The following is a 12127-nucleotide window of genomic DNA, read 5'->3' on the forward strand; positions in this document are numbered from 1 at the left end:
GCGTCGTGGCCTGGCGTTGCTGGGTCACATTGGAGGATTGACGGCCGACGCTGCTGCCGCCGCCTGCACGACGGGCTTCGGCGTCAAAAGACGCCGTCACCAACGCCGCGCCGGAGATGGCGATGAGCGCCGCGGCGACAAACCGCGAAAAACAGAATTTGGTCATAGAGTTTGCTCCCTCGTACTCGCGCCCCCGCTGCCCCGAGCAGCGGGGAGTCCCACGGACAGCGGGACCATAGTCGCGACTTTTCTTACAGTAATCTGAATGACGTAAGAATAACGGACAAGACGCCAGCCCACAAGTTCCCCGTGGGGTGACGAAACATCCTATGGACGGGCCGGGTTCAGCCCAGGCGCACGCCCTCGTGCAGCGCGGCGATGCCGGCGGTCAGGTTGAAGTACTGCACCCGGTCCAGGCCGGCGGTACGCATCATGTCGGCCAGGGTTTCCTGGTCGGGATGCATGCGGATGGATTCCGCCAGGTAACGGTAGCTGGCTTCGTCATTGGCGATCTTCTTGCCCAACCACGGCAGCACGTTGAACGAATACCAGTCGTAGGCGGGCGACAGCGGCTTGGCCACCCGCGAGAACTCCAGCACCAGCAGCTTGCCGCCCGGCTTGAGCACGCGGGCCATTTCAGCCAGGGCGCGGTCCTTGTGGGTCATGTTGCGCAGGCCGAAGGCCACGCTGACGCGGTCGAAGTACCCGGTGGGAAACGGCAGGCGCTCGGCGTCGCAGACGGCGGTGGGAAGCAGCAGGCCCGCGTCGGTCAGGCGGTCGCGGCCCACGCGCAGCATGGAATCGTTGATGTCGGTCAGCCAGACTTCACCCGTGGGGCCGGCGCGCTTGGCAAAAGCCTTGGCCAGGTCGCCCGTGCCGCCGGCAATGTCCAGCACCTTCATGCCGGGGCGGATGGCCGCGCGGCCGATGGTGAAGGCTTTCCAGACACGGTGCAGGCCGGCGGACATGAAATCGTTCATGACGTCGTAGCGCTGGGCAACGGAATGGAAGACTTCAGCGACTTTGCGGGCTTTTTCGCCTTCCGGCACCGTTTGGAAGCCGAAATGCGTGGATTGCGAATTGGAATCCGCGGAATGTTGCGATTCGGAGGGGTTTTGCATGGTGAATTCCCGATATATCGTTCAATGGTAGCCTATCGGGCACCCGGCGGCGGCCAGAGAACCTGCCCCGGCAGCACCCTGCGGTCACATACCTGAAATATTGCGGCCATACTATCGCAATGTTCGCGCCGCGCCGGCGCTCCGAAGTGTGCCAAATTCGCCATGTCCAGCACTATCCTCGTTGTCGAAGACGAACCCGCAATCCAGGAACTGATCGCCGTCAACCTGTCTTTCGCGGGGCACAAAGTGTTGCGCGCCTTCGACGCCGACCAGGCCCAGACCTTGATCCGCGCCGAACTCCCCGATCTGATCCTGCTGGATTGGATGCTGCCCGGCACGTCCGGCCTGGCCATGGCGCGCAAGCTGCGCAACGACGAGCGCACCCGCGCCGTCCCGGTCATCATGCTGACCGCCAAGGGTTCCGAGCAGGACAAGGTGGACGGCCTGGAGGCCGGCGCCGACGACTACATCACCAAGCCTTTCTCGCCCAAAGAGCTGATGGCCCGCATCAAGGCCGTGCTGCGCCGCCGCGCGCCCCAGCTGACCGACGACGTGATCGACGTGGGCGGCCTGAAGCTGGATCCGGTGACGCATCGCCTGTCCGGCAACAGCCAGTCGCTGCAGATCGGCCCCACCGAATTCCGCCTGCTGCACTTCTTCATGACCCACCCCGAGCGCGTGTTCTCGCGCTCGCAACTGCTGGACCAGGTCTGGGGCGACCACGTGTTCGTTGAAGAACGCACCGTGGACGTCCATATCCGCCGCTTGCGCAAGGCGCTGGAACCCAGCGGCCACGACGCGCACGTGGAAACGGTGCGCGGCAGCGGCTACCGGTTTACGGCACAGCTTCCGACGCGGTAAAACTCCCGCACGATGATCTGGCTGCGCACACTTTTCCTGGTCGCCCTGTGGGCGGTGATTTCATTACTGGCGCAATGGCTCATAGGAGACCCGTTGGGCTGGATAGTGTTTTCGGCCGCGCTGACCGCCATGCTGCTTTGGCGCAGCTGGAGGCTGACGCTGGTCTCCCAATGGGCCAACCACCCGGACACCTCTCCCCCCGCCTCCGTCGGGCCCTGGGACGACATCCTCGCCCCCCTCTACCGCTACACCCGCGCCCGTGCCCGCGAACTGGCCGAAACCCGCGACACCATGCAAGGCATGCTGGCCGCTGCCCAGGCCTTGCCGGACGGCGCGGTCACTCTGAATGCGGACTTCCAGATCGACTGGTGCAACCGCATGGCGCGCCAGCACCTGGGCCTGCGCCTGCCCGCCGACCGCGGCCATAACCTGTTGAACCTGCTGCGCGCGCCGGAGTTCGTGGAATACGCGCACCGGCCTGCCTGGCCCGAGCCGATCCTGGTGCGCCTGGGCCAGAACGGCCAGGAACGCCTGATGATGATGCAGTTGACGGCCTACGCCAGCAATCAGCGCCTGCTCATCACCCGCGACGTCACGCAGATCGAACGCCTGGAAACCACGCGCCGCGACTTCGTGGCCAACGTCTCGCACGAACTGCGCACGCCGCTGACTGTGCTGGCGGGGTTCCTGGAAACGCTGCGCGACATGCCGGCCGACGCGCTGCCCGAAGAGCAGCGGGCGCAGTACATCGACATGATGCACGAGCAGGCCCAGCGCATGCAGGCCATCGTGGAAGACCTGCTGACCTTGTCCACGCTGGAATCGTCGCCGGGCAGCGACCCACGCGCCATCAATATGGGCGCGCTGCTGCAGAAGGCGCGCCAGCAGATCGAAGCGCTGTCGGGCGGACGCCATGTACTGGAATGGCACATCGACGACACGCTGGACGTGCTGGGCGCCGAAACCGAGCTGACCTCCGCGCTGTCGAACCTGCTGACCAACGCCGTGCGCTACACGCCCGACGGCGGCACGATCACCGTGCGCTGGGAACGCGAAGCCGACGGCGGCGCGCGCTACAGCGTGCAGGACACGGGCATCGGCATTCCCGCACGCCACCTGCCACGCCTGACCGAACGCTTCTACCGCGTGGACCGCGGCCGCTCGCGCGCCGTGGGCGGCACGGGCCTTGGCCTGGCGATCACCAAGCACATCGCCATGCGCCACGACGCCGAACTGCTCATCACCAGCGAACCGGGCAAGGGCAGCGTCTTCGCGCTGCGCTTCCCCGCCGAGCGCATCGCCATCGACGAGCCCGCGTAAACGTTGCCACGTTGGAACCCTCCGCGCCGTCCGGCGCGGATGGTAAATTCCGGGCCATGCGCATCCTGGTCATCGAAGACGAACCCAAACTGGCCGACTACCTGAAGAAGGGGCTGTCGGAACAAAGCCATGTCGTGGACCTTGCCCGCGACGGCGTGGACGGCCTGCATCTGGCGCTGGAAGGCGAGTACGACCTGATCGTGCTGGATGTGATGCTGCCGGGCGTCGATGGCTTCGGCATCCTGGCGTCCGTCCGCGCGCAGAAAGACACCCCCATCCTGATGCTGACTGCGCGCGACGCGGTGGAAGACCGCGTGCGCGGCCTGGAAGGCGGCGCCGACGACTACCTGGTCAAGCCCTTCGCGTTTTCGGAATTGCTGGCGCGCGTGCAGGCGCTGCTGCGCCGCGGTCGGACGCAAGAGCCCACCTTGCTGCGCCTGGCCGACCTGGAGCTGGATCTGGCGCGCCGGCGCGCCCAGCGCGGCGGCCGCCGGCTGGACCTGACCGCCAAGGAATTCAGCCTGCTGGCGCTGCTGCTGCGCCGCCAGGGCCAGGTGCTGTCGCGCACCACGCTGGCTGAACAGGTCTGGGACATGAACTTCGACAGCGACACCAACGTCATCGACGTCGCGGTACGCCGCCTGCGCAGCAAACTGGATGACCCGTTCGACGCCAAGCTGCTGCACACCGTGCGCGGCATGGGGTACGTGCTGGAGTCACGTCCCGAATGAAGCCGCCGCGCGTGCGTTCGATGCAGGCGCGGCTGACCCTGTTGCTGGGCGCCATCGCGCTGCTGGTCTCCAGCCTGGCCGGCGCCACCTTGTTCTGGGCGCTCAAGCGCGAAGTCGAGCGCCAGGAAATCACCGAGGTCAACGGCAAGCTGGAACTGATCGACCACCTGATCGACATGCAGAACAGCGCCAGCGGCCTGCAAGACCTGGCCGCCACGTTTGACGAGATGCGCGCCGGCCAGGGCCAGCTGGGCATCTGGATCGTGGACGCCCAGGGCAAGGCCGTCTATGGCGGCCCTGCCCCGGAAACGCTGGACACCGTGGACGGCAAGCAGGTCGTGCTGCAGGCGGCGGACGGCGGACGGATGCGAGGCCTGCGGGTCGCCATGAACGACCGCATCCTGCCGGGCGCGCAACTGACCGTGGCGGTCAGCACGCGCACCAGTTCGCAGTTCCTGTATGCCTACGGCACGGCCCTAGTGCTGATCTGCGCGCTATGGGTGGGCGCGACAGTAGTGCTGGCCGCCTGGGCCGTGCGCCGCAGCATGGCGCCCACGCGCCGGCTGTCGGAGCAGGCCGCGCGCATCCAGCCCGACAATCTGGCGCGGCGCCTGCCGCTGGAAGACACCGACCGCGAACTGTACGAACTGGTGCGCTCGTTCAACCGCACGCTGGAGCGCCTGCAGGCGGCCTACCAGCAGATGGAAGGTTTCAACGCCGACGTCGCGCACGAGCTGCGCACGCCGCTGGCCACGCTCATCAACGGCGCCCAGGTCATGCTGTCGTCGCCGCGAGACGCGGCCGAATTGCGCGACGCCCTGGAATCCAATCTGGAAGAGCTTGAAGACCTGAAAAAGCTGGTCAACGACATGCTGTTCCTGGCGCGCGCGGACCGCGGCGAACTGGCCGCCGACCTGGCCCCGGTGTCGCTCGCCGCCGAGGCCCGGCGCGTGGCCGAATACTACGAAGCCACGCTGGAGGAACATGGCGTGCGCCTGCGCTGCGAAGGCGACGCCACGGTGACCGCCAATTCCGGCCTGGTGCGCCGCGCCCTGGCCAACCTGATCTCCAACGCCATCAAAGCCACCCCCCCGGGGCACGACATCGTGTTGCGCTGCTCGGCGTCGCCGTCGGGCGCGCGGGTGGAAGTGCAGAACCCCGGCGCGCCCATTCCACCCACCGACCTGCCCCGCATTTTCGACCGCTTCTTCCGGTCGGGCCAGACGCGCGCACCGCGCAGCGAAGGCCACGGCCTGGGCCTGGCCATCGTGCGCGCCATCGCCCGCATGCACGGCGGCGACGTGGACGCGGTGTCCGATGCCCGCGGCACGATCGTGGGCATTACGTTGCGCGGGCCCGTGCCGTCGGCAGCCTCCGGGAACATTACAAAACCGTAATCCGGACGACAGAATCGGGTCACCCCGGCTTTCCTACAGTGTCATCACGATCCCCCCTTTCCAAGGATTCTCGTGAAAGACACCCTGATCCGCTTCATCCAAACCGCCGCGCTGGCCCTGCTGGTCGCCGGCACGGCGCAAGCCGCGGGCGAGCACGCCGGCCACGGCATGTCCATGCCGGCCGCGTCCACGCCCATCGGCAAGCCGGGCGACGCCGCCCGCGCCACGCGCACCATCGATGTCGACATGACCGACGCCATGCGCTTCACGCCCGACCGCATCGAGGTCAAGGCGGGCGAGACCGTGCGCATCAACGTGCGCAATTCGGGAAAAATCCGCCACGAGCTGGTGCTGGGCACCGACGCCGACCTGAAGGCGCACTACGACATGATGATGAAAGACCCCGGCATGCGCCACGAAGAGGCGAACGCGGTGTCGCTGGACGCCGGCAAGACCGGCCAGATCGTCTGGCGCTTCGACAAGGCGGGCACGGTGTCCTTCGGCTGCCTGGAACCGGGCCATTACAGCGCCGGCATGAAGGGAGCGGTGTCGGTGCTTTGATGCCCGACGCCTTTCTTCCATGAGCACCCTTCCCCCGCTTGCCCGCCGCCGTTTCGTGCAGGGCCTGGCCGCCGGCGGCGCGCTGGCCGCACTTGGCGGCTGGCGCGCCGCGTTGGCCTCGCCCGCGCCCGCCAACGAATTGCGCGGTTCCGAATTCCATCTGGAGATCGGCGAAACACCCGTGAACTTCACGGGCGCCGCCCGCATCGGCACCACCGTCAACGGCCAACTGCCCGCCCCCCTCCTGCGTTGGCGCGAAGGCGACACGGTGACCCTGCACGTTACCAACCGGCTGCGCGAGCAGACCTCCATCCACTGGCACGGCATCCTGCTGCCGACCGAGATGGACGGCGTGCCGGGCCTGAGCTTTCCCGGCATCGATCCGGGACAAACGTTTACCTACCGCTTCGCGGTGCGCCAAAGCGGTACGTACTGGTATCACAGCCATTCGGGCTTCCAAGAGCAAACCGGCCTGTACGGCGCCATCGTCATCGATCCGCGCCGCCGTGATCCCATCGCGTCCGATCGCGACTACACGGTGCTACTGTCGGACTGGACGGACGAAGACCCGATGCGGCTCTTCAACAAGCTCAAGGTGATGCCCGAGTACTACAACCGCATCCAGCCCAGCGTCCAGAGCCTGGCCGCGGACGCGCAGGAGCGCGGCTGGCGCGGCGCGCTCTCTGAACGGCTGATGTGGGAACAGATGCGCATGACGCCGACGGACCTGGCGGACGTGTCCGGCGCCACCTACACCTACCTGACCAACGGCGCCACGCCCGCGGGCAACTGGACCGGGTTGTTCAAGCCGGGCGAACGCATCCGGCTGCGCTTCATCAACGGGTCGGCGATGACGTACTTCGACGTGCGCATCCCCGGCCTGAAGATGACGGTGGTGGCCGCAGACGGCCAGGACGTACGCCCCGTGGACGTGGAGGAATTCCGGATCGGCGTGGCCGAAACCTATGACGTGATCGTCGAACCGCAGGACGAGCGCGCCTACACGATCTTCTCTCAGGCGATGGACCGTTCGGGCTTTGCCCGCGCCACGCTGGCGCCGCGCGCCGGCATGCAGGCCGACGTTCCCGAGCTGGACCGCGTGCAATTGCTCGGCATGATGGATATGGGCATGGCGCATGACATGGGCGGCATGCCCGGCATGGACCACGGCGGCCACGGGGCTGCACCCGCGGGGCAAGGCGGCATGGTCGAGGTCAAGCATCCCTACCCGACCGAGCGCGGCGTCAGCAATTCCATGCTGCCCGACGTGGTGTCGACGCGGCTGGATGACCCGGGCGTGGGGTTGCGCGACAACGGCCGGCGCGTGCTGACCTACGCAGACCTGCATTCCATCCGTGAACCCGAGGACAACCGCGCGCCGTCCCGCGAAATCGAACTGCACCTGACGGGCAACATGGAACGCTACATGTGGTCATTCAATGGCGTGAAGTTCTCGGACGCCAAGCCCATCGTGCTGCGCTATGGCGAACGCGTGCGCTTCGTGCTGGTCAACGACACCATGATGACGCACCCGATCCATCTACACGGGTTGTGGAGCGACCTGGAGTCGCCCGACGGCGCCTTCCAGGTGCGCAAGCACACGATCACCCTCAATCCGGCACAACGGCTGAGCTACCGCGTCAGCGCCGATGCACGCGGGCACTGGGCCTACCACTGCCACCTGCTGTATCACATGGAGGCCGGCATGTTCAGAGCGGTCGTGGTGGAGTAAGCGATGACGACGCAACGCAACCTGCTGGGCGCCTGCGCCCTTGCCCTGACGCTGGGCGCCGCGGGCGCCCACGCGCAACCCGCGGCCATGGACCACGGCGCGATGGACCATTCCAGCATGCCCGGCATGGATCACGGCGCCATGAGCCCCGCGCCGGCGCCTGCCGCCATGGATCACGCCGCGATGGGGCATGACGCCGCCCCCGCCTCGGACGCGCCGCCCATCGGCAGCCTGCCGACGAGCGATGGCGCGGGCGAACGCGGCTACGACAGCTACGGCATCCACCCCCACATGATGGACAACGCGTCCACCTGGCAAGTGCTGTTCGACAAGTTCGGCGTCACGCGCAACCGCGACGGCGAAAACGCCCTGGACTGGGACGGCCGCTTCTGGGTCGGCTCGGCCACCGACCGCCTGCTTATCAAGAGCGAAGGCGAACGCGAAAACGGCGGCGGCTCGGACGGCAAGGTAGAAGCCTTCTGGAGCCACGCCGTAGCGCCCTTCTGGGACCTGCAGGTGGGCGCCCGCCGAGACATCGGCACCGGCCCCAAGCGCAACTGGGCCGCCGTCGGCATCGAAGGCCTGCTGCCCTACAACATCGAACTGGAGACCACCGCCTATGTGGGAGCGTCCGGCCGCACGGCGCTGGCGGTGAAGGCCGAATACGACCTGCTGCTGACCCAGCGCCTGATCTTCACACCGGAACTCGAGGCCAGCCTGTACGGCAAGCGCGACCCCGAACGCGGCATCGGATCGGGCCTGTCGACAGGGTCGCTCTCTTTGCGGCTACGCTATGAGGTCACGCGGGAGTTCGCCCCTTACGTCGGCGTCTCCTTTGAACGGAAGTTTGGCCAGACCGCCAGCTATGCGTCGGACGCCGGAGCCAGCCGGTCCCAGACAGCCGTCATGGCGGGCGTCCGGTTCTGGTTCTGACCCGGCGCCACGCCCCCTGTATCCATAAGGAGCCTCATGAACATTTCCCGTATCACGCGCCGCCTGGCCCTGGCCGCGGCCCTTTGCGCCCCCGCCTTCGCCACCGCGCAAACACCCGCCAAGGTCGAAGTCTGGAAGACGCCCACCTGCGGCTGCTGCGAAGACTGGGTCAAGCACATGCGCGACAACGGGTTTGCCGTGACCACGCACGATGTGCAGGACACCGGCCCCATCCGCCGCAACGCGGGCATGGCCGACTACGGGTCGTGCCATACCGCGGTGGTGGACGGCTATGCGCTGGAAGGCCACGTGCCCGCCAGCGACGTGCGCCGCCTGCTCTTGGAAAAACCCGACGCCGCCGGCCTGGCCGCCCCCGGCATGCCGCTGGGCTCGCCCGGCATGGACGGCCCCGAATACGGCGGCCGCAAGACGCCGCACGACGTGCTGTTGGTGGACAAGCGCGGCGAGGCCAAGGTTTTCCAGGCGTACCGCTGAAACAATTCATCCACACCGCCCCAATGGCTACTCCTTGCACTGCAGCAAAAATGCGCCACAATAAATAAAACGCATTCTTCACCCACCCCTTGGCAGTCATGGCAAAAATCGTCCTGTTCGAGAACATCCATCCGAGCGCCCGCGCGGTCTTCGAAGCCGCCGGCTACACCGACATCGTCACGCACGCCGCGGCCCTGCCGCCGGCGCAAATGCAGGAAGCCCTGCGTGGCGTGCACGTGGCGGGGATCCGTTCTCGCACGCACCTGGACGCCGCCTTGCTGTCCAGCCCGGACCTGCGCGTCGTGGGCTGCTTCTGCATCGGCACCAACCAGGTCGACCTGGATTCCGCCATGCAGCGCGGCGTCCCGGTGTTCAACGCGCCCTTCTCCAACACCCGCTCGGTCGCCGAGCTGGTGCTGGGCGAAGCCATCCTGCTGCTGCGCCGGATTCCGGAAAAGAATGCGCGCGTGCATCTGGGCCACTGGGATAAAAGCGCCTCGGGCGCCTTTGAAACCCGCGGCAAGACGCTGGGCATTGTGGGCTACGGCAATATCGGTTCGCAGATCAGCACCCTGGCCGAAGGCCTTGGCATGCGCGTCATCTATCACGACGTGGAAGCCAAGCTGCCGCTGGGCAACGCCCGCCCCGCCGGGACGCTCAACGACCTGCTGGAGCAGGCGGACGTGGTGACGCTGCACGTGCCGGGCGGCAAGTCCACCGAAAACATCATGAACGCGGAAACGATCGGCCGCATGCGGCGCGGCGCGATCCTGATCAACGCCTCGCGCGGCACGGTGGTGGACATCGACGCCCTGCACGCCGCCTTGAAGTCCGGCCACCTGGCCGGCGCCGCGCTGGACGTGTTCCCCACCGAGCCCAAGGGCGCGGACGAACCGCTGGCCAGCCCGCTGATCGGCCTGCCCAACGTCATCCTGACCCCGCACATCGGCGGCAGCACGCAGGAATCGCAAGAGAACATCGGCCGCGAAGTGGCCGAGAAGCTGGTGCGCTTCATGCAGGCCGGCACGACCAAGGGCGCGGTCAACTTCCCCGAACTGCCCTACCTGGAGCCGGCCGGCGCCACGCGCATCCTGCACGTGCACCGCAACGCCCCGGGCGCGCTCGGCACGCTGGACAACCTGATGGCGCAACACGGCCTGAACATCGTCAGCCAGACCCTGCAGACCAAGGGCCAGATCGGCTACGTGATCACCGACGTGGAAGGCCAGGTTGACGACGTGGTGATGACCACGCTGCGTAACCACCCCATCACGGTCCGCTGCGACCGGCTGTAGGATGGGTGAAGCGCGGGAGTCCTGATGCAAGGACTCCGCTTTCGAACGCGCGCAACCCATCAAGCGGCGGTTGTGTTCTGGCTGAATCAGATAAGAAATGCGGCGCCGCTTGATGGGTTGCGCGCGCCAGGCATCCGGGTTCTTGGCCGGATGATCTCGCGCTCCACCCATCCTACGTCCACGCCGGATGAATTCTCCATCGGCGCAGCACCCGCAAAGCGGCGCCGCTAGTCGGCCGCCGCCGCCATCAGGCATTCCGCCATTTTTTCGCGCACGCTGCCCGCGTCGAACGGCAGGCGGCCGATGATGCCGATCTCGCGGTGGAAGGCCTGTTCGCCCAGCGGCACGAGCCGCAGGCCCGTCATGTCCAGGCGCCGCAGTTTCGGCAGCAGGGCCACGCCCAGGCCGTGGCGCACCATGTTGGCGATGGCCTCAATCTCATCCAGCTCCACCGCTTCGTGCACGTTCAGTCGGTGTTTTTTCAAGAAAATATCCACCACCCGCCCGCCAAACGACGCCCGGTCGTAGCGGATGAACGGTTGCGCGGCCAGCAGTTCGCGCCACGGCGCGTCCGGCAAGGATGCCGGCACGGCCAGCATCACGGGCTCGCTCAGCAGGCGGTGCCAGCCCAGCTCGGGCGGCAGCGTGAACGGCGGGCGGATCAGCACGGCCATATCCACTTCGCCGGCATCCACTTGCCCCAGCAGCGATAGCGACACGCCGGGCACGATGCGCACCCGCACCTCCGGGTAGACGGCCCGGAAACGCCCCAGCGCGTCCACCAGCAGGTCCTGCTGCACCGAGGCGATGGCGCCGATGCGCAAAGACCCGCTGACCTGCCCCGCCCCCGCCGTCGTGACCATGCGTTCGGCCATCGCGACCAGCTCTTCGGCCTGCGCCAGCATCTCGCGGCCATGGACGTTCAGCACGGCGGCCCGCGCCCCGCGGTCGAAAAGCTCGACGCCCAGATATTCCTCCAGGCGCTTGATCTGGGCGCTGACCGCCGACTGCGTCAGGCCCAGATGGGTGCCTGCGCCGGTGAACGTCCCGTCGCGCGCCACGGCGATGAAGGTTTTGAACTCTTTGATCACGATCAATATTTTTTATGCTAAGACACAAAAAATATCGTTTTTCAATCAAAAAAACAATACCTAAACTATGCCCTGGTGCTAAAGGTCGCCCGCCACCGCGGCAGCCGTAAGCCATCACCTTTTTTGAACGCCCCGGAGTTTTTCATGACCGCCCAAACCAATCTGCCGCCGTTCCACCTGGCCTTCCCGGTCCGCGACCTGGCCGAAGCCCGCGCCTTCTACGGCGAAAAGCTGGGCTGTCCGGAGGGCCGCAGCTCGCCCGAATGGATCGACTTCAACTTCTACGGCCACCAGATCGTCGCCCACCTGGCGCCCAGCGAATGCGGCCACAAGGCCACCAGCGCAGTGGACTCGCACAACGTGCCGGTTCGCCATTTCGGCGCCGTGCTTTCCATGGAACAATGGGAAGCCATGTCCAAGCGCCTGATCGACGCAGGCACCGAATTCGTCATCGAGCCCTACATCCGCTTCAAGGGCGAAGTGGGCGAGCAGGCCACGATGTTCTTCCTGGATCCGTCGGGCAACGCGCTGGAATTCAAGGCCTTCAAGAACATGGATTCCTTGTTCGCCAAGTAATCCTCCCCTAGAGG

The 12127-nt window shown here is 66.7% G+C and carries 12 protein-coding genes and 1 pseudogene; 10 read left to right on the forward strand and 3 right to left on the reverse strand.

From position 1 onward, the window contains the following. Both AC27VE_RS27005 and ubiE read right to left on the reverse strand, forming a co-directional pair. Positions 1 to 166 (reverse strand): annotated as a pseudogene (locus AC27VE_RS27005) (Tim44 domain-containing protein); the annotation flags it as partial. A gap of 178 nt (positions 167 to 344) precedes the next feature. Continuing rightward, positions 345 to 1121: a bifunctional demethylmenaquinone methyltransferase/2-methoxy-6-polyprenyl-1,4-benzoquinol methylase UbiE gene (gene ubiE, locus AC27VE_RS27010; RefSeq protein WP_315139684.1), complete on the reverse strand. Its 777-nt coding sequence runs from the start codon at positions 1119 to 1121 to the stop codon at positions 345 to 347. A gap of 162 nt (positions 1122 to 1283) precedes the next feature. On the opposite strand from ubiE, the gene phoB reads away from it, so the two are divergent. The 9 genes from phoB to serA all read left to right on the forward strand — a co-directional run bounded on the left by phoB (position 1284) and on the right by serA (position 10446). Next, a complete protein-coding gene (gene phoB, locus AC27VE_RS27015) occupies positions 1284 to 1982 on the forward strand; it encodes a phosphate regulon transcriptional regulator PhoB (RefSeq protein ID WP_006227196.1) in 699 nt (232 codons plus the stop codon). Positions 1983 to 1994: 12 nt separating this feature from the next. Beyond that, complete coding sequence (gene phoR, locus AC27VE_RS27020) at positions 1995 to 3302, forward strand: phosphate regulon sensor histidine kinase PhoR (protein WP_315139685.1); 1308 nt, start codon at positions 1995 to 1997, stop codon at positions 3300 to 3302. 56 nt (positions 3303 to 3358) lie between these two features. Continuing rightward, positions 3359 to 4033, forward strand: a complete 675-nt coding sequence (locus AC27VE_RS27025) for a heavy metal response regulator transcription factor (protein WP_006227198.1) — start codon at positions 3359 to 3361, stop codon at positions 4031 to 4033. Continuing rightward, complete coding sequence (locus AC27VE_RS27030; protein WP_488705479.1) at positions 4030 to 5430, forward strand: heavy metal sensor histidine kinase; 1401 nt, start codon at positions 4030 to 4032, stop codon at positions 5428 to 5430. Before AC27VE_RS27025 ends, AC27VE_RS27030 begins: the two co-directional genes overlap by 4 nt. 72 nt (positions 5431 to 5502) lie before the next feature. Continuing rightward, on the forward strand, positions 5503 to 5991 hold the full coding sequence (locus AC27VE_RS27035; RefSeq protein WP_088590991.1) for a cupredoxin domain-containing protein: 489 nt from the start codon (positions 5503 to 5505) through the stop codon (positions 5989 to 5991). Positions 5992 to 6010: 19 nt separating this feature from the next. Further along, a complete protein-coding gene (locus AC27VE_RS27040) occupies positions 6011 to 7723 on the forward strand; it encodes a copper resistance system multicopper oxidase (RefSeq protein ID WP_488705480.1) in 1713 nt (570 codons plus the stop codon). Positions 7724 to 7726: 3 nt separating this feature from the next. After that, entirely contained in the window at positions 7727 to 8656 is a 930-nt protein-coding gene (locus AC27VE_RS27045) for a copper resistance protein B (protein WP_488705481.1), read from the forward strand. Positions 8657 to 8692: 36 nt separating this feature from the next. After that, positions 8693 to 9151: a DUF411 domain-containing protein gene (locus tag AC27VE_RS27050; RefSeq protein WP_488705482.1), complete on the forward strand. Its 459-nt coding sequence runs from the start codon at positions 8693 to 8695 to the stop codon at positions 9149 to 9151. A gap of 98 nt (positions 9152 to 9249) precedes the next feature. Next, positions 9250 to 10446, forward strand: coding sequence for a phosphoglycerate dehydrogenase (gene serA / locus AC27VE_RS27055; protein WP_006227204.1), 1197 nt, complete (start codon positions 9250 to 9252; stop codon positions 10444 to 10446). A 227-nt stretch (positions 10447 to 10673) separates the two neighbouring features. On the opposite strand, the gene AC27VE_RS27060 is transcribed toward serA, so the two are convergent. Then, positions 10674 to 11537 (reverse strand): LysR family transcriptional regulator, encoded by an 864-nt coding sequence (locus AC27VE_RS27060; RefSeq protein ID WP_488705483.1) that lies wholly within the window; start codon positions 11535 to 11537, stop codon positions 10674 to 10676. A gap of 144 nt (positions 11538 to 11681) precedes the next feature. Between AC27VE_RS27060 and AC27VE_RS27065 the strand changes: the two genes are divergently transcribed. Beyond that, the gene (locus tag AC27VE_RS27065) at positions 11682 to 12113 is read left to right on the forward strand and encodes a VOC family protein (RefSeq protein WP_088590995.1); all 432 of its coding nucleotides are present in this window, start codon (positions 11682 to 11684) and stop codon (positions 12111 to 12113) included. Positions 12114 to 12127: the final 14 nt, after the last annotated feature.

The organism is Achromobacter sp. 18P8.1.1, from assembly GCF_057799415.1.

Coding starts and splice junctions, on each gene's coding strand:
- ubiE (WP_315139684.1), bottom strand. CDS start 1,121: ATGCAAAACCCCTCCGAATCGCAACATTCCGCGGATTCCAATTCGCAA.
- phoB (WP_006227196.1), top strand. CDS start 1,284: ATGTCCAGCACTATCCTCGTTGTCGAAGACGAACCCGCAATCCAGGAA.
- phoR (WP_315139685.1), top strand. CDS start 1,995: ATGATCTGGCTGCGCACACTTTTCCTGGTCGCCCTGTGGGCGGTGATT.
- AC27VE_RS27025 (WP_006227198.1), top strand. CDS start 3,359: ATGCGCATCCTGGTCATCGAAGACGAACCCAAACTGGCCGACTACCTG.
- AC27VE_RS27030 (WP_488705479.1), top strand. CDS start 4,030: ATGAAGCCGCCGCGCGTGCGTTCGATGCAGGCGCGGCTGACCCTGTTG.
- AC27VE_RS27040 (WP_488705480.1), top strand. CDS start 6,011: ATGAGCACCCTTCCCCCGCTTGCCCGCCGCCGTTTCGTGCAGGGCCTG.
- AC27VE_RS27045 (WP_488705481.1), top strand. CDS start 7,727: ATGACGACGCAACGCAACCTGCTGGGCGCCTGCGCCCTTGCCCTGACG.
- AC27VE_RS27050 (WP_488705482.1), top strand. CDS start 8,693: ATGAACATTTCCCGTATCACGCGCCGCCTGGCCCTGGCCGCGGCCCTT.
- serA (WP_006227204.1), top strand. CDS start 9,250: ATGGCAAAAATCGTCCTGTTCGAGAACATCCATCCGAGCGCCCGCGCG.
- AC27VE_RS27065 (WP_088590995.1), top strand. CDS start 11,682: ATGACCGCCCAAACCAATCTGCCGCCGTTCCACCTGGCCTTCCCGGTC.